We start from the raw sequence: 16,435 nt of genomic DNA, 5'->3' as shown, positions 1-16,435 counted from the left end.
AAGAACAATTTTTGTTAACTTCTTCGTTAAGCACACACACTAACTTAAACATAAATTAAGAGGTGATAAAATTGGATCCTATGGTAGACCCAAGAGAAGTAAATGAAGGTGATGAAGTGTATGTTATTTACCGTAATCCCCATACACCTACTGTGGCAAACATTAAACAAGCAGAAATTGTGAAACATCCTCATAACCCAGAGGATGTAGCGCTATTTTTGCATGAAGCATATCATCTTATTGAGGAAAATGATGCTTTGTTTACGTCAGAAGCAGCAGCCGAGGACGCTTTTAAAGAGCTATTCCCTGATCAGCAATTTGAAGAATGACTGTATCCCACCTACTTCTTGTCGTTTAACTATACTCCTGAAACGGGAATAAACGTAAATGAACTTAACCATAGTTACGACAATGAATAGAGGTGAAAAACGATGCAACATGTACATTTGTTAGTGAAAGGTAGAGTGCAAGGTGTTGGCTTTCGATTTTCAGCTAAACAAAAGGCTCAAGAATTCAATATTACTGGTTGGGTTCGAAATCGAAATGATGGCTCTGTTGAAATTGAAGCGGAAGGTCAAGATGAAGATATGAAATCTTTTATTGAATCCATTAAGCATGGACCCAGCCCTTATTCAAAAATCACGGACGTGGACATTGATGAAGCATCTACATTTGAAGGGTATAAATCATTTGATATTAAGTCCTAGAACCCTACAATTATTAACTATTATGCAAAAGACCCAGAACTGTTATTACAGCTCTGGGTCTTTATTTTTGTATAGGAAATTATAAAATTTAATACTTGTGTATAACTAAAAAAGTGATGTGGCCATGTCCAGCTCCAGCGCCCAGCGACTAGTATGCTTCCCTCGCCTCAGTACGATAAATTAATATCGAATCACGCATGTTTTCGTGTTGCCTTTATCTCCTACGGATTCAAGGGACATTCGATTAAAATCGCTGCGTCACGCAGCAACATCGAACCAACCCACGTCGTGTGGGCCGCGGCACATACGTCGCTAATCGGGCCCCCCGAGCTTTTGTTCTTTATTATTAGTATCTTTCCAAAAATGTTCATTTACTTTTTCATTGGTCTTACCATTACTTCATTCACATTTACGTAATCTGGTTGTGTAACAGCATACACAACAGATCGTGCGATATCATCTGATTCGAGCGTAATACGTCCTTGACGGTCTTTAAACATATCAAGAACTTCCTCGTCTGTAATATGTTCTGGTAATTCTGTGGAAACTGCGCCAGGAGAAACGTTGGTCACTCTAACGCCTGAACTAGATAGTTCTTTTTCCATTCCCATCGATAGAGCTCGAACTGCATATTTTGTTGCACTATAAACGCTGCTTGCTGGGAATACTTCATGACCTGCTACAGAGGATACGTTTACAATATGACCTGATTCTTGTTTAAGCATGGTTGGAAGTGCTGCATGAATTCCAAATAAGACACCTTTTATATTAACATCTATCATCTTTTCCCATTCTTCAACCTTATCATTCTTTAAGAAGGATAAAAGCATTACCCCGGCATTATTTATAAACATATCTACAGAAGAGAACTCTTCTTTTGTTTCCGTAACAAGTGTTTCCATTTCACTTTGTTTCGTTACATCTGTTATGGAAATTTTAGTTTTCACTGAAGTGGTATCCTCTATTTCTTTCGCTAATTCTTCCAATCGTTCTTGTCGACGAGCAGCTAGTACAACATTTGCACCTTCATGTGCTAAATGCTTAGCTATTGCTTCACCAATCCCACTACTTGCACCCGTTACGATTGCTGTTTTTCCTTGTAAACTTACCATAGTAATCACTCCATAGTTATTATTGTAACCACTTTTGCACTGTTCCCTTCTTCTATGGAAATTATTCATATTAATAGTCTATTACTTTTTAGTACACATGATTCGAAAAGGACTCTATCGTTTAAATACCTGTTCTTTTATAAGGTTCACATGGTAAAATGGTAGCTGTTGTATAAAGATACTAAAGAAGAAAGGGAGTTTCATATAAATGCAAAACATGAAGCTTCACCCAATCACCCCCTCTAATGATCCATGGGAAGCCTATATGGATGTGGAGGAGCATGGTGGTATCACACTATCTAATGTTGAGTTCACGACAACTCATTTATGTAATATGCGCTGCGAGCATTGTGCAGTTGGTTACACACTGAGACAAAAGGATCCTGATGCACTTCCTTTTGAATTATTAAAACAACGCTTAGATGAAATACCTCATCTTCGTGCAGTAAGTATAACGGGAGGAGAACCTGCTCTTTCCAAAAAGTCCGTGGAGCAGTATGTTGTGCCTTTACTGAAATATGCACACGAACGTGGGGCCAGAACACAAATCAATTCCAACCTGACTTTACCATATGAACGATATAAAGATATTATCCCGTATTTAGATGTATTACATATCTCTCATAATTGGGGAACGATAGAAGAATTCATACACACTGGGTTTCGAAACATGGAAAAGAAACCTCCAGAGCGAGTACGTGAGCAATACTTTCATCGTATGGTTGAGAATTCACAAAAACTATCCTCAGAAGGTGTCATGGTCTCTGCTGAAACAATGTTAAATAGAAGAACCCTCCCGTATTTAGAATCCATTCATGATCATATTATCGAAATGGGTTGTGCTAGACATGAGGTCCATCCAATGTACCCTGCAGATTTTGCAAGTGATTTAGATATTCTTTCTTTAGATGAAATGAAAGAAGGAATTCATCGATTACTGGATCACCGCAATAAAGATATGTGGATGCTTTTTGGTACACTTCCATTCTATCCTTGCAGTTCTGACAAAGAAGCTTTATCTCTTCAACAAAGGCTCCATGATGAACCGAATGTTACTGTTCGTAACGACCCGGATGGCCGTTCACGCTTAAATGTAAACATCTTTAGTGGAGAGATTATCGTAACCGATTTTGGAGAAGAACCACGCTTAGGCAACATACAAAACACTACCCTACCGGATGCATTTCAGAAATGGCAACAATCGACGATAGCACAGCAACTAAATTGTCATTGTCCAATGGCAAAATGCCTTGGTCCTAATGTTCTTGTTAAGAATACGTATTACCAGGGTGTTGATTTCCGACAACGAAGTGCGAAAATAAGTCGTGTATAAAGAAAGGTACAAGTGGGACTTTTAAATCTATTAATTTATAACCTAAAATTAACGCCCCTTTCCTTTTTGAAAGAATCCCCCACTCAATAGAATGGGGGATTACTTATAAGATTTTATACCTATAGTAAAAGCGAGTCTACTCCTTTAGTTAGTAAAGCAAAGTAGGTAAATGGAATTATTATTAGAATTTTCAGTCTTTTTTTCATGTCACTCCTTTCCTTATCGTGTATCCTAGTAATATAACAACTATTTCTAATGGAGGGTGAATATGTCAGACGTAAAATTAATTCCTTATAAAACCGAACAAATACTAGATAGTTCTTCTATTGTTCCTGAAGGTGTGGAAATGATTGAAGCCCCTTCGATGTGGGATTCTGCTTCAAAAGGGAAGGGGAATATAGTCGCCGTTATTGATACAGGATGTCAACTAGATCACCCTGATTTACAAGATCGCATAATTGGAGGCAAAAACTTTACAACCGACTACAATAACGATGAAAACAACTTTAGTGATAACAATGGTCATGGGACACATGTAGCTGGTACGATTGCAGCATCGCAAACCGGTTCAGGAGTAACTGGTGTAGCACCTGAAAGTAATTTACTCATACTTAAAGTGCTTAGTGGAGAAGGACGAGGAAAAATGGACTGGATCATTGATGCTATTAACTATGCTACAAACTGGAAAGGTACTGAGGGAGAAGAAGTTCGAGTAATATCTATGTCTTTAGGGGGCCCAAGTGATATACCTGAATTACATGAAGCGATACAATACGCTGTTAATCAAGGAGTATCAGTCGTGTGTGCTGCTGGTAATGAGGGGGATGGGCAAGCTAGAACAGATGAGTATGCTTATCCCGGAGCATACAATGAAGTTATACAAGTTGGAGCCATAGATTTCAATCGAAACATTGCTCCATTTACTAATACAAATGATGAAATAGACTTGGTAGCACCAGGAGTAAACATACTATCTACGTATATAGACGGAAAATACGCAAGATTATCTGGTACCTCCATGGCCACGCCACATATTTCTGGCGCACTATCGTTGTTAGTTAATATCACAGAAACGCAGTTTAACAGAAGACTGACAGAACCTGAAATATATGCGCAGTTGATAAGAAGAACTATACCTCTTGGCAAGTCGTCTCAAGCTGAAGGTAATGGACTTTTAAACCTAACCTTGGTTGATAAATTAGACAACCTATTAAATACGTTCACGAAGAATTGGAATGAACATTCATCCTTGCAACATATGTATGTTAAAAACTAACTTACATGATTTCAGCCAAACGGATTCACCGTTTGGCCTTTTTATTTTTCACTATATCGGAGTTGCTACTAAGTATTTTTGGAATCCATAAACTTTACTACTTCTTAATGAAGCTTAGCTATCTAATCTTCATTTTAATACGGAAATGTATGATGTGGTGGAAAATGAGGTAAAACCACTTCCCCAAGCTCTCTCATTACCTCCTCTACCTCTCTCGTACTATTAGATAATGATATCATCACATGATTTACCCCTATCGCTTCATGCTTTTTCAACCATGTAATCAACGCATTGGAACCTAGCTTATAACCAAGCGTTATCTTTTCAGGCTCATGATTAGGATCTTCAGCAAGATCCATTACAAGTGGTTGAAAGAATGGTTGAAATGTGTTCCCACGTTTTTCGAGTACTTTATTTCTATACTCTTCGATTAGAGATTGCTGTTTATCCAATGCTTGAGGGTAAAACATCCAACCATCTCCGTGCTCTGCAACCCAATCCAGGCTCTGTTGAGCATATCCAGTTATAAATGTTGGAATTGGCTTGTTAGGTTTCGGTACGAGTGTAGCACCTTCGATTTTACCAAGTGGAGATTGATAATCTTCATACTCCCTATTCAAGACATGCTCAAAAAAATGAAAGCCCTCTCTAAAAATCTTCCCTCTCTCCATTATTGGAATATGTAGACCTTCGAAGTCTCGCCGACGATCTCCAGATGATATTCCTAACATGAAGCGTTCAGGGAACAAATTTTCAATAGTTGCTGCTTCTTTGGCTAGTCGTAATGGATGTCGTAAGGAAAGTACGACAGCTGCTGTTCCAAGATTAATAATGTTTGTATGTGCGCCAATGTATGTAAGATACAAAAGACTATCATACACTTGTCCAGTTGAAGGATCATGAAAAGTAGGGTCCTCTAATAATACGTCTTGAAACCAAATGGCACTAAAACCTAACCGCTCAGCTAACTGAACTCGTTCTACTTGTTGGGTCATCTTTGGTCTTTCATTACCATGATGTTCAATTGGTAAGGTCAAACCGATAGTCAACTTATTTTCTTTAATCATTCGACTGTAGCCTTTATGCTCGTTCCATTGCATTCCCATGTCACTCTCCTACTTGTTCATGAAAAGAAAAAGAACCTGTCGAATCTTCGACAGGTTAAGATTAGACTTTTCTAAACAATAATAATTCTTACATTCTCTTAAAATTGTCAGACGTTCCGTATTTACCACTATCAAAAGGTTCTTGAGTATACTTCTTTCCCTTTTATCCATGTCGATTGAACATGAAGTTGCATAAGCTTAGAAGTACTAATTTCACTAGGGTGTTGATTTAACAATACAAAATCTGCTTGAAAGCCTTCCGCTATTTTTCCCTTTACATCTTCATTCCATTCTAATTCCGAGGGAACCGTTCCAAATCCCGAAAATGCTTCTTCCACAGAGATTTTCTCACTAGGCATCCATCCTCCGCTTGGTTGATGGTTGGTATCCATTCGATTAACTGCCCCAAAAATGGAAACGATTGGATCTAGATAGCCAATAGGTGCATCGGAACTTAGCGTAATAGGTATGTTATGTTTCAGCATACTTCCGAATGCATCACAGTAAGGCACGATATCTTCAGGCGTCCATTGAGATTTTTGATTCCATTCTTCTATTAAAAAGGATGGCTGCGTTTCAATATACACACCTAATTCTTCCATTCTTTCTAGTAAATCTTCTCCAAGGGTTTGAGCATGAATAATCCGATGACGTAGCTTCTTAGTACGTGCTTCGGATTGTTCAAAAGCCGTTATGGCCGATTGCACCGCTCGATCACCTAAAGCGTGTACAGCTACTTGCATCCCATTGGTTGCTGCTGTTTGAACCATTCTGTTCAATTGATCTTGATCATAAATTAAATAACCTGTCATGTCAGGAGAGTCTGGGTAAGGTTGTCGCATAGCAGCTGTGTGTAAACGTTGAGTACCATCTAAGAAAATTTTAATAGCACCTACTTTCACTCGATCAGTACCTTCCCCTGTACGCTTATGAAAACTTTCTATGAACTCATCCAAATCTTTTTGATTGAAAATATAATGATGTAGATATGCTTCTATTGGAAGACTTCCCTCTTCTTCTAATGACGTGTAAGCGCTCCATAATGATTGGTAGGAGCCAACAAAACTCCTATCATCTGTATGAACGGTTGTAATCCCATTCTCAAGTAAATACGGTATTGCAGCGGATAGTGATTCTTTCGAATGCTCTACGGAACGTTCCCATAGATGATAATTAATATAGTGCACAGCTGTATCTTTAAAGCGCCCAGTTAAATTTCCTTGATCGTCTCGTTCCTTAAATACTTCTGGTTCCTTATAAAAATCTTCTTCTTGCTCCAATCGTTCCAGTAATTTTTTACTAATCACGCATTCATGACCATCCTGATGCATGAAATACATATACTTATTGACATTAATCTCATCTAAATCTTCTGCTGTTAACAAATGATCGATATCTGTAAAGGTACCGTCATTAAATCCTTTACCAAAAATCCAATCTGCTTCTTCTATTTCAGGATAGTAGACTTCCACTTCTTGTTTCATTTCTTTCCAACTTGTCACTTGTGTTAAATCCAATTCATTTTTTAACATACCAAAACGAAGTAGATGCATATGGGAATCTGTGAATCCTGCTACTACTGTTTTACCCTCACCATCTATCACATGGCTGCCCTTTTCTCTACTTAACCCTTTATGTATGGAAGAAAAGACCCCATTTTTCATGTGGAGATGATATACCTCTTCTTTATCAAATTTCCCATTAGGTTGATAAATCTTAACATTATTCAAAATCAAAAAGCCCGTCACCATCCTAAGTTTTTGATAATCTTGTTCCCTTAATAACACATCACAAACATTTATATTAATTTTTTTTAGGGAATTGTCTATCGATACATAATTGTTAGTCACAAGTAAACGATAAAAAAAGCTAGCCTACATTATTTTAGGCTAGCTCTTCGTTTTATACTTCTTTGAAATAGTCCTTCTTAAATCCACCCATTTTACCAGTATTATCAACAATGAATATAAACTCTTCTGTTTCGTTTTTTACATCATATACTTTGCCAGGTGTTAATACATTTTCTACAACATATTTCTCAGCATTTGCGTGAACACATTCTACCTGTTTAATGGTGTCCGTTTCATACCAATGTTTATGAATCATTATTATTCCTCCTTACTTATAATTACTTTTTCATTGCGTACAAAATATATTAAGGATTGGAAACTATTATAGTAGCTTCTCCATCTAATGTGAAATCTCCAGTGTTGCTTGGAAGAATGAAATGCTCCCCTTTTGAAAGGGAATAAGAATCACTTCCAATTTGGAGAGTAGCTTCGCCGTCTAATACACTAAATAATTGAAAAAAGCTGTCTTGTTCAAAAGCAGCCGCTCCAAATAATTCGTATTTATACACACTAAAGTACTGTTCCTGTACTAATGTTGTTATCGTTGCACCAGTGCGTTGCTCCACCATAAAGTTTAGTTCATTATCTTTATGAGGAACAGTTGTTACATCAATCGCTTGCTGTAAATGAAGTTCTCTTTGATTTCCTTCTTGATCTGTTCGATTATAATCAAATACACGATACGTTGTATCAGAGCTTTGTTGCGTCTCTAGTACCAACGTTCCCTCACATAAAGCATGAATAGTCCCACTAGGAACATAAAAGAAATCCCCAGGTTTTATGGATACTTTCCTTAGCAAATTGTCCCACTTTCCCTCTGAAATCATTTGTTGCAATTCTTGTCTACTATGTGCATGGTGACCAAAGATAAGCTCTGCATTTGACGAACAATCGATTATGTACCAGCATTCCGTTTTACCATATTCATTTTCACCCTCATGTTTATGTGCATATTCATCGTCAGGGTGAACTTGAACCGAAAGATCCTTATTAGCATCTAGTATTTTTGTAAGTAGCGGAAATACTTCAGCGTTATAATGACCAAACAAATGAGGCGCATCCCCCCATACTTGGTCTAGTGTTTTCCCCTCGAATTCCCCGTTCATCACTGTACTTTGTCCATTTTTATGTGCAGAAATAGCCCAGCATTCTCCTGTGGTTTCAGAAGGAATATCATAACCAAATTTTTCTTTTAACGTAGTGCCACCCCAAATTCTCTCTTTGAAAATGGGTTGCAAAAATAATGGTTCTGCCATGTCCTTACCTCCTTCATCTCTTCCCATACTTTATCATGGACCTACCCTTCATTTCTATTCCTGCATACACTTTTCGAAATCATTGTAAAAATTATTCTATTTCTAGCTAAATGTCAACTGGTATTGGGGAGGATAGATACATACCTTCTAATGTAATCTCACAAGTGCGGGCATAGATGTTGACACCACTCTCACTTGCTTTGCTTATGGCTTCGGAGAATGCTGAATCAATCCAATCTGCCATTCTAACCTTCGAAATATCACGTCTCTGGCATACAAATAAAATACTACTATGCCATCCTTCTTCTTTTACGAGTTGTTCTAACTCTTGAACATGTTTTCGTCCCCTGTCCGTTATAGCATCCGGAAAATAGCCAACTCCATCATACTGTAATGTTACACTTTTTACCTCCACGGCATGTTGTTGGGTTGTATTCTCTAATAAAAAGTCAAACCTAGAACTTCCCTTTGTAAATTCTCGTTGTATGTAACTCCAATTCTTAAATTCGTTTAACTCATTGGTTCTTAGTGACATTTCGATTAGCTTATTTGGTAATGTTGTTTGTAGGGAGACTAATTCCTTTGTATGTGGGTCTTCAATTAATACTGCGGACCAGTTTGTTTTTCTGGAATTGGAATTATGATAACTTACATAAATGATCGTATTTGGGTGAAGAAGTTCCTTTAGACGTCCCGGATCTCCCATATGGACACGAACCGTTTCACCAGAATGATTTAATGCGCAATACAAAATAAATCGGTTAGAGCGTTTTACAAACCTTGCAGGATATAAAGGATGTGGAAATGGTATAAAACAATTGGAATTTCTCATAATCAGCCTACTTTCACCATAATAACGGGGTGCATAAAACTTGGTTCTGATTTAAGTAATAAAATACCGTCTTTTAAAAGTATAATGAAAATGTATTGAATGGCAAGCTTTTAGGAATGAAAAATCTGCACAAAACGTTTCAATCTATTAGCATTAGAACATATTAGAAAGTTGCGAAAAGCCTGGCACATTTATTTCGGTGCCCCAGGCCTTCCTGATTTAGCAACTTTATTTGAATTGATCATGGTACCAATCCTTTGCTTGATCAATCTCAGGTTTCGTTAATTGATGTCCATTGTTTTCCCAATGTATGGTTACACTTGCCCCCTGCTCATTAAGAATGGAATTCAATTCTTTAGTTTCCTCAGGAGAGCAAATAGGATCGTTCGTCCCAGCTCCTATAAACACAGGTGCCCCTTTCATATCAGGTAGATTAAGACCCCGCATTGGAACCATTGGGTGTAGTAGAATAGCACCCTTTAGTACATCGGCATAATGGAACAACAGACTACCAGCAATGTTGGCTCCATTAGAATATCCAACTGCTATTACATTTGAACGATCAAATTGATGTTCTTCAGCCATCTCATCAAGAAACTCTGCTAGTTCTTTTGTTCGGAATTGTAAATCTTCCTCATCAAACACCCCTTCTCGTAAACGTTTGAAAAACCGGGGCATGCCATTTTCAGAAATGTTTCCTCTTACACTTAATACAGAAGCACCTGAATCAATCATTTCAGCTAACGGTAACAAATCACGTTCATTCCCTCCTGTACCATGTAGCAATAATAAGACTGGTGCATCCTGTGCTCCTTGTTGAAAAATATATTCCATCTTTATTCTCCTCTCTTAAGCTCGGATAAGGTAGCTTCTATTTGAGGTCTCTGTGTTTCTAACCATTCAGGTAATGTTAATGATTGACCTAGTGCATCTACACCCTCATCCGTTACGAAGCCTGGTTCATCTGTAGCAATCTCAAACAATATGCCTCCAGGTTCATGAAAGTACACAGACTTAAAATATTGCCGATCCATTACTGGGGTAATACGGAGACCTTGTTCTGAATGGAGAAATTCTTGCCAAAGAGCTTGATCGGATTCTTTTTCGGTACGAAAGGCAATGTGATGAATTGTACCTGCCCCACCTAATCCTCTAGGTACAGCAGTACGATTTAACCAAATATGTGATCCTATATCTGCAGAGCCCTCATACATCGAGAAATCATCTTTATCGACTGTTGCTTTAAACCCCATTGCCTCAAGTAGGTTTCCTGTTTCAAGTGGTTTTAATGAGTTTAATATAGCACCATAAAATCCTTTAATCGCAATATTTTCCTTTATCGTTGATTGGTCCCAATACGTACTGATGTTAGAATCCTCTTCTACTAACCCTAACTTTATACCATCAGGATCCAAGAACCAGATTCCATGATCATTTTCCTCAAATTCAATGGACTTTATTTGAAAATAATCGACCCAAGAAGAACTTGCCCCTTTAGGTATTAGGAATAATGTACGTTCTACTTGTCCAGACCCTATTCTTCCAGATGGAGCTGATTCTAATGGAAAGAATGTCATAATGGTTCCAGGAGTTCCAATCTTATCCCCAAAGTAAAGATGATAAATACCAGGATCATCAAAGTTTACGGTTTTCTTCACTAATCTTAATCCTAATGTGTTTTCGTAAAAATCAACATTCGTTTGTGGATCATTGACAAGGGCAGTTATGTGGTGAATTCCACTTGTCTCTATTTTCATTTACTTCATCCTTTCACATGTTCTAAAGCATTAATATATTATCTTGAATTCAAGATAATGGTAAGGTGTGTTAACCCTTATTGTCAACTACAATGTCTTTACTTCTCCATTTTTCGAAAAAACCACTGAAGAAAAATCGGCACAATCATTACTACAATTAACAGCCTGACCATCTGTAAAGAACTTACAATCGAGGGATCACCACCTACACTTTGTGCTGTTAATGCCATTTCAATCAGACCACCTGGCGCAATACTTAATATAGCAGTGGCTATACTTATATCAACCATTTGGCTAAATACATACCCTAGGCAAAACGACATAATAATCAACCAAACAGAGAGACCAAAGTATATCATGCAATATTTTCCTGCTTTCATAAGATCCTCTATGTTTATGGAATTACCAAGGTACACACCTAACGTAATTTGGGCCCAAATGAATAAAAAATCTGGTAATGACATCATCGGAACTCCTATAACCTTTAATATCCCCACCGTAAACATAGGAATCATGACATAGGCAGCGGGAATTTTTTTATTTAATAACACAGCTACCAGATAGGACAAAATCAAAAAGGCAATTGTGTACCATTCTCCTGTATTTGTAGATGGAGAAAGTTCAGCCGAGACAATATTCCCTTCATAAAAGAAATGAGTAGCCGAAAAAGGGATAATAAATAGAACAGCAACCAAACGAATGGTATGAAAGATTGTAACCAAGACGGTATTACTCTGTAATGAATCACTTAACGCAATCGATGCAGATAAACCACCTGGAATACTACCTAACATAGATGTATCCATTTTCACTGGAAGCCATTTCGAAACAATATAGCCATTAAACAAGCTAACTGCAATAATGAAACACGTAAAAAATAAATAAGGTATTATATATGGACCAATTTGCTGAAAGGTATCTTCTGTAAAGGAAGAGCCTAATTGAACACCTAACAATGCAAAGCTTATATTTTTTAATGGTATGGAAGAGGCCGTGTCTTGTTTCCAGATTGTTTTATAAAAAAGGAGTGAGGTTACAGCCCCCAGAACCCAAGGTAAAGGCATATGAAACCAAACAAACAGACTTCCTCCAATAGCACCTATTATGTATGAATACACTAATTTTTTTATAAAATCCATTTCCATCAACCCTTATGCATAGCTTACTTTCATGCTCCGCACCTATTCAAACAAATACAAGCGACACACTTCACGTAAAGCAAATTCACTTTACAAGTGTTGGTTGCACGAAATATTTGCTTAACACCAAAAACCATAAGAAAGCTTGTCGAATTACTTGCCTGTGGGGAAGAAAACAATTTGACACGGAATGATCCAAACGTATAAAAGAAGGAGCACTGGTAAAATTCCAGGCTCCTGTTATTCCTATATCTTATTACGAAAAGATATACTGTAAATACCCGTATCCTTCTTCCTCAAGCTTTTCCTTAGGTATGAAGCGAAGTGCTGCTGAATTAATACAATATCGCAGTCCACCTTCTTGTTTTGGTCCATCCTCAAAAACATGTCCAAGATGAGAGTCCGCTTCTTTACTACGTACTTCTGTTCGTATCATACCATGAGATTCATCAGTATTTTCATCAACGAAATAGTCATCTATAGGTCTAGTGAAGCTTGGCCAACCGCATCCAGCATCATATTTATCTCTGGAACTAAATAGTGGTTCTCCAGATACGATATCTATATATATACCATCCTCTTCATGGTCATAAAACTCATTTTGAAAAGGAGCTTCTGTTCCATTTTCTTGTGTTACTTTGTATTGAATAGAGGATAATTGCTTTTTTAATTGTTCTTGATCTTTATCCATCTTCCAGTTGTTATCAATAAAGTCCTTTCGACCGGAACCTTGCTTATATAACCTGTAATGAAAGGATTGTTTTTTATGGTAGTCTTGATGCTTTTCTTCAGCTCGATAAAATGGACTAGCTGGTAATATTTTTGTTACAATCGGCTTTTTAAACTTCCCGCTTTCTTCTAATTGTTGTCTAGATTGCTCTGCTAATTGTTTTTGTTTTTCATTGTGATAAAAGATTGCGGTTGTATAGGAAGTACCTCGATCAGCAAATTGTCCACCAGCATCTGTTGGATCTATTTGTTGCCAAAATACTTGTAAAAGTCGTTCATACGGAAATACATCTGGGTCGTAGGTTATTTGGACCGCTTCCAAATGCCCTGTTTGTTCTGTTATCACTTCTTCATAAGTTGGATTTTCTGTGTGACCGCCTGTATAGCCTGAGACTACTTCATGGATGCCAGGTCGTTCATCAAATGGTTCGACCATACACCAGAAGCAGCCCCCTGCAAATGTTGCTGTTTCCAAGTTATTACTTGTCACGGTGCATTCCTCCTCAAACATATAGACAAAACACGGCTTATCGCCAAAAATGGTGTAAGCCGATGTATAGTGTAGTTTGCTGTCATGCTAACTTCAAGAACACTTAAGCAAGCTTGTGTCCTTATTGTTTCTTGTCACCGTGTAAAAATCAAGTAAATTGCTCCAAATCTTAAATATACATTCTTGGCTGGGACCTTCCTTTAGGACTCTTTTTGTTTGAAGATGCTTCTTTGGCTACTTTTGTTTTTGATTTTTGTGTTGTTGGAGATTGCGATTGTTTCGATTTTTGTTTGGTTGAGGAAGATTTTGATTTAGGGGAAGGTGTACTGTTATTGGATGTTGGATTTTTATTGCTATCACCTTCATCCACAGTATCCTCTTCGACTTCCCCTTCATCTGGTTCTCTCATAATCTTCATTAATTTAAACATTGTTGGGAGGTTTTTTACCATTGGACCATATTGTTGAACCATAGGGGCTGCAGTCTGGGCCATTTTCAACACTTGCTGGACATTGTTGAGCATACCAGTTGCACCTCCACTTGCACTAGTTGCAGATTGAGCTAAGCCTGCCATAGGGGATGCTCCCCCACTTGCTCCACCTCCCAATATTCTTGATAGAAGCCCACCACCACCAGCTCCTCTACCAGACATACCTGATAATCCTTGCATCCCTTGTGAAAGACCTTGGAATCCTTGATTACCGGGCATACCTTGAAAACTATTCATTCCTGTAAAGCCGTTAAAGCGAGTGGCGCCTTGCGAATTGAACCCTGACATTGGCATAGATTGTGGTGGTTTTCCGCCAATCTGAAATGGGGCTCCCCCTCCTTGAGGCATTCGATTAAAGGGCATTGGTCTGATTCCTTGAGGCATATGCTCCCCCTCCTTCATTGTCTTCACTACTGTTACTGTACGTAAGAAGAGGGAGATAGGTGTAGGCGGTTTTCATATAATTACATGTTAAGATTCTGAGGGCTGTAAAGGAAGTTGCCAATCTATTGGAGATAGACCTTTGTTTTTCAGAAAATCATTAGCCTTTGAAAATGGTTTACTGCCAAAAAATCCTTTATGAGCAGAAAAAGGACTAGGGTGCGGTGATGTAATGATAAGATGTTTTGTATCATCTAGCATAGCTATTTTCTGTTGGGCATGTCTTCCCCATAAGATAAACACAACTGGATCTTCACGGTTGTTAAGTGCTTTAATTACTTCATTCGTAAAATGTTCCCATCCTTGTCCTTTATGAGAATTTGCTTCCTTAGCACGTACAGTTAACACTGTATTTAATAACAGTACCCCTTCTTTTGCCCAGTGGAGTAAGTAACCATGATTAGGTATGGCAAACCCAATATCATCATTTAGTTCTTTGTAAATATTTCGTAACGAAGGTGGTATGGTTACCCCTGGCTTCACAGAGAAGCTAAACCCATGTGCTTGATCATGACCATGATAAGGATCTTGACCGAAGATAACCACTTTGGTTTTATGGAAGGGGGTGTAGTGTAATGCATTGAAAATGTCATTCATCTGCGGATAAACTATATGAGTTTGATATTCATTCTTAAGAAATTCTCTTAATTGTATGTAATATGTTTCATTAAATTGGTCTCCTACAATAGTCTGCCAATCATTAGAAAGTATTGTCATGATTTCATTACTCCCCTTAACTTTATATAAAAAACAGATGCCGTTTTGTTAGCATCTGTCTTAAAGTGTAGCAGCCTATGATTTTATCTTCAATCAGTCGTTAAATCTCCGGCAATAATTAATGCAATGGTTCCACTTAATATAAGACCAAACAACATAACCGTTAACATTGTTCATCCCTCTTTCATTAGTGTAGTTAACTTTATACTTTAAGTATAAAGCTATACCATTGCTTATTGTCAGGTTAACTTTGTCAATTTAATGAATTGTACTAGCTATTACCCGAAAACATTTCCCGGGCAAGCGCATGTTTCTACAAATCTCTAAAAAACGTGTCATTAATTGACGTTATAAAGAGAAATGAGTTCATAAGTAATTACTGTGGTATTGGCAAACCAGCTCATTTCAACTACTTTAGCCGTCCCAATCTGTTCCGCATTATCTGTGCGTTTAATATCAATAAATTGATCGATAGGAAATAATTGATATCCATCTAACTTTAATGTGAACGTATTTTCTTTTTCCTCTACACGCATTTCTTCTCCATGGGTAATAATACACCATTCTAGTGATAATGGCATCGACATACTATTCCCCCTCCATCCTATCTCTTTTCTTTCATCCTACGTTACCTCTTTTCAGATAGCAAGTGTAAAAAATGATTTAAGTACTTGTGTGACTGGGACTAATGAAAAATCTATATTTCTAATTTACTTATATCACCAAAGAGAAGGACTTGTTATTAAATAAGCCATTTATTGTCTGGTTGGATCATGGACATTGGATATTCGGTTTGATCTACCTTATGAAAATCTTCACACTGAAAAGGAAAATGAATAAAATGCTTTTCTAATATTCTCTGATTGTTTTTAAATTTATGTTTGTAATCAATTGGATGGCCATCATTCACCAAACATTCAAGAATAGATTGAATGGTTTGAAGGGCTGCAGTTATTTCCATAATTTCTTTTAAAGAGTACTCTTCAATATTTCGTATCTGAAGAACATCAAGATTATGCAAATCCTTGATATAGGATGAGGAAAAAAATGATGGTAACAGGTTGTTATAAATATACCGTACAGTCGTTTGTACATAGTCCTGCTGTTCTGGAGTTGAGGCTGTTACAATTTTCATCCTAAAAGTTTCCTCCTTAGACCTTAACTGTTTCTAATAACATAGTAATAGCGCGGTTATCATTC

At 37.4% G+C, this 16,435-nt stretch carries 18 protein-coding genes; 4 read left to right on the top strand and 14 right to left on the bottom strand.

Going from position 1 to position 16,435, the window contains the following annotated elements; genetic code table 11:
• The first annotated feature begins 80 nt into the window (after nt 1-80).
• Together GLW08_RS00240 and GLW08_RS00235 are read left to right on the top strand one after the other, a co-directional pair.
• Entirely contained in the window at nt 81-329 is a 249-nt protein-coding gene (locus GLW08_RS00240; protein WP_160847836.1) for a transcriptional regulator SplA domain-containing protein, read from the top strand.
• A gap of 102 nt (nt 330-431) precedes the next feature.
• On the top strand, nt 432-707 hold the full coding sequence (locus GLW08_RS00235; protein WP_160846589.1) for an acylphosphatase: 276 nt from the start codon (nt 432-434) through the stop codon (nt 705-707).
• A gap of 371 nt (nt 708-1,078) precedes the next feature.
• Here GLW08_RS00235 and GLW08_RS00230 read toward each other — a convergent pair whose 3' ends face one another.
• A complete protein-coding gene (locus tag GLW08_RS00230; RefSeq protein WP_160846588.1) occupies nt 1,079-1,819 on the bottom strand; it encodes an SDR family oxidoreductase in 741 nt (246 codons plus the stop codon).
• Nucleotides 1,820-2,027: 208 nt separating this feature from the next.
• On the opposite strand from GLW08_RS00230, the gene yfkAB reads away from it, so the two are divergent.
• Nucleotides 2,028-3,152, top strand: a complete 1,125-nt coding sequence (gene yfkAB / locus GLW08_RS00225) for a radical SAM/CxCxxxxC motif protein YfkAB (protein WP_160846587.1) — start codon at nt 2,028-2,030, stop codon at nt 3,150-3,152.
• Nucleotides 3,153-3,420: 268 nt separating this feature from the next.
• Nucleotides 3,421-4,428, top strand: a complete 1,008-nt coding sequence (locus GLW08_RS00220; RefSeq protein WP_160846586.1) for a S8 family peptidase — start codon at nt 3,421-3,423, stop codon at nt 4,426-4,428.
• Between the two features lie 134 nt (nt 4,429-4,562).
• On the opposite strand, the gene GLW08_RS00215 is transcribed toward GLW08_RS00220, so the two are convergent.
• From GLW08_RS00215 to GLW08_RS00155, 13 genes are all read right to left on the bottom strand, one after another.
• Nucleotides 4,563-5,534: a TIGR03571 family LLM class oxidoreductase gene (locus GLW08_RS00215; RefSeq protein ID WP_160846585.1), complete on the bottom strand. Its 972-nt coding sequence runs from the start codon at nt 5,532-5,534 to the stop codon at nt 4,563-4,565.
• Between the two features lie 131 nt (nt 5,535-5,665).
• Nucleotides 5,666-7,270: an amidohydrolase gene (locus tag GLW08_RS00210; protein WP_160846584.1), complete on the bottom strand. Its 1,605-nt coding sequence runs from the start codon at nt 7,268-7,270 to the stop codon at nt 5,666-5,668.
• Nucleotides 7,271-7,436: 166 nt separating this feature from the next.
• A complete protein-coding gene (locus GLW08_RS00205; protein ID WP_160846583.1) occupies nt 7,437-7,640 on the bottom strand; it encodes a DUF6501 family protein in 204 nt (67 codons plus the stop codon).
• A 49-nt stretch (nt 7,641-7,689) separates the two neighbouring features.
• Nucleotides 7,690-8,640 carry a mannose-6-phosphate isomerase, class I gene (manA, locus tag GLW08_RS00200; protein WP_160846582.1) on the bottom strand — a complete coding sequence of 317 codons (951 nt, stop codon included), beginning with the start codon at nt 8,638-8,640 and terminating at the stop codon, nt 7,690-7,692.
• Nucleotides 8,641-8,746: 106 nt separating this feature from the next.
• Entirely contained in the window at nt 8,747-9,472 is a 726-nt protein-coding gene (gene sfsA, locus GLW08_RS00195) for a DNA/RNA nuclease SfsA (protein ID WP_160846581.1), read from the bottom strand.
• A 228-nt stretch (nt 9,473-9,700) separates the two neighbouring features.
• The gene (locus GLW08_RS00190; protein ID WP_160846580.1) at nt 9,701-10,306 is read right to left on the bottom strand and encodes an alpha/beta hydrolase; all 606 of its coding nucleotides are present in this window, start codon (nt 10,304-10,306) and stop codon (nt 9,701-9,703) included.
• Between the two features lie 2 nt (nt 10,307-10,308).
• Nucleotides 10,309-11,229, bottom strand: a complete 921-nt coding sequence (locus GLW08_RS00185; protein WP_160846579.1) for a VOC family protein — start codon at nt 11,227-11,229, stop codon at nt 10,309-10,311.
• Between the two features lie 98 nt (nt 11,230-11,327).
• Nucleotides 11,328-12,368, bottom strand: a complete 1,041-nt coding sequence (locus GLW08_RS00180) for an AbrB family transcriptional regulator (protein ID WP_160846578.1) — start codon at nt 12,366-12,368, stop codon at nt 11,328-11,330.
• 256 nt (nt 12,369-12,624) lie between these two features.
• Nucleotides 12,625-13,587 (bottom strand): peptide-methionine (R)-S-oxide reductase MsrB, encoded by a 963-nt coding sequence (gene msrB, locus GLW08_RS00175; protein ID WP_423808681.1) that lies wholly within the window; start codon nt 13,585-13,587, stop codon nt 12,625-12,627.
• Between the two features lie 169 nt (nt 13,588-13,756).
• Entirely contained in the window at nt 13,757-14,461 is a 705-nt protein-coding gene (gene vrrA, locus GLW08_RS00170; RefSeq protein ID WP_160846576.1) for a VrrA/YqfQ family protein, read from the bottom strand.
• Nucleotides 14,462-14,548: 87 nt separating this feature from the next.
• Nucleotides 14,549-15,235, bottom strand: coding sequence for a uracil-DNA glycosylase (locus GLW08_RS00165; RefSeq protein WP_160846575.1), 687 nt, complete (start codon nt 15,233-15,235; stop codon nt 14,549-14,551).
• A gap of 338 nt (nt 15,236-15,573) precedes the next feature.
• Nucleotides 15,574-15,822: a DUF2584 family protein gene (locus tag GLW08_RS00160; protein ID WP_160846574.1), complete on the bottom strand. Its 249-nt coding sequence runs from the start codon at nt 15,820-15,822 to the stop codon at nt 15,574-15,576.
• A 155-nt stretch (nt 15,823-15,977) separates the two neighbouring features.
• Nucleotides 15,978-16,370, bottom strand: a complete 393-nt coding sequence (locus GLW08_RS00155; RefSeq protein WP_160846573.1) for a DUF5365 family protein — start codon at nt 16,368-16,370, stop codon at nt 15,978-15,980.
• Nucleotides 16,371-16,435 lie beyond the last annotated feature (65 nt).

Origin of the sequence: Pontibacillus yanchengensis (assembly GCF_009856295.1) — a bacterium.
GTDB lineage: Bacteria > Bacillota > Bacilli > Bacillales > BH030062 > Pontibacillus > Pontibacillus yanchengensis_A.
This window is presented reverse-complemented; position numbering and strand designations above follow the sequence as displayed.

Excerpts from the sequence above, each read along its gene's own strand:
- GLW08_RS00240 (WP_160847836.1), top strand. The coding sequence starts at position 81 with ATGGTAGACCCAAGAGAAGTAAATGAAGGTGATGAAGTGTATGTTATT.
- sfsA (WP_160846581.1), bottom strand. The coding sequence starts at position 9,472 with ATGAGAAATTCCAATTGTTTTATACCATTTCCACATCCTTTATATCCT.
- GLW08_RS00185 (WP_160846579.1), bottom strand. The coding sequence starts at position 11,229 with ATGAAAATAGAGACAAGTGGAATTCACCACATAACTGCCCTTGTCAAT.
- GLW08_RS00155 (WP_160846573.1), bottom strand. The coding sequence starts at position 16,370 with ATGAAAATTGTAACAGCCTCAACTCCAGAACAGCAGGACTATGTACAA.
- GLW08_RS00205 (WP_160846583.1), bottom strand. The coding sequence starts at position 7,640 with ATGATTCATAAACATTGGTATGAAACGGACACCATTAAACAGGTAGAA.
- GLW08_RS00235 (WP_160846589.1), top strand. The coding sequence starts at position 432 with ATGCAACATGTACATTTGTTAGTGAAAGGTAGAGTGCAAGGTGTTGGC.
- GLW08_RS00220 (WP_160846586.1), top strand. The coding sequence starts at position 3,421 with ATGTCAGACGTAAAATTAATTCCTTATAAAACCGAACAAATACTAGAT.
- GLW08_RS00230 (WP_160846588.1), bottom strand. The coding sequence starts at position 1,819 with ATGGTAAGTTTACAAGGAAAAACAGCAATCGTAACGGGTGCAAGTAGT.
- GLW08_RS00215 (WP_160846585.1), bottom strand. The coding sequence starts at position 5,534 with ATGGGAATGCAATGGAACGAGCATAAAGGCTACAGTCGAATGATTAAA.
- GLW08_RS00190 (WP_160846580.1), bottom strand. The coding sequence starts at position 10,306 with ATGGAATATATTTTTCAACAAGGAGCACAGGATGCACCAGTCTTATTA.
- manA (WP_160846582.1), bottom strand. The coding sequence starts at position 8,640 with ATGGCAGAACCATTATTTTTGCAACCCATTTTCAAAGAGAGAATTTGG.
- GLW08_RS00180 (WP_160846578.1), bottom strand. The coding sequence starts at position 12,368 with ATGGATTTTATAAAAAAATTAGTGTATTCATACATAATAGGTGCTATT.
- vrrA (WP_160846576.1), bottom strand. The coding sequence starts at position 14,461 with ATGCCTCAAGGAATCAGACCAATGCCCTTTAATCGAATGCCTCAAGGA.
- yfkAB (WP_160846587.1), top strand. The coding sequence starts at position 2,028 with ATGCAAAACATGAAGCTTCACCCAATCACCCCCTCTAATGATCCATGG.
- GLW08_RS00160 (WP_160846574.1), bottom strand. The coding sequence starts at position 15,822 with ATGTCGATGCCATTATCACTAGAATGGTGTATTATTACCCATGGAGAA.
- GLW08_RS00165 (WP_160846575.1), bottom strand. The coding sequence starts at position 15,235 with ATGACAATACTTTCTAATGATTGGCAGACTATTGTAGGAGACCAATTT.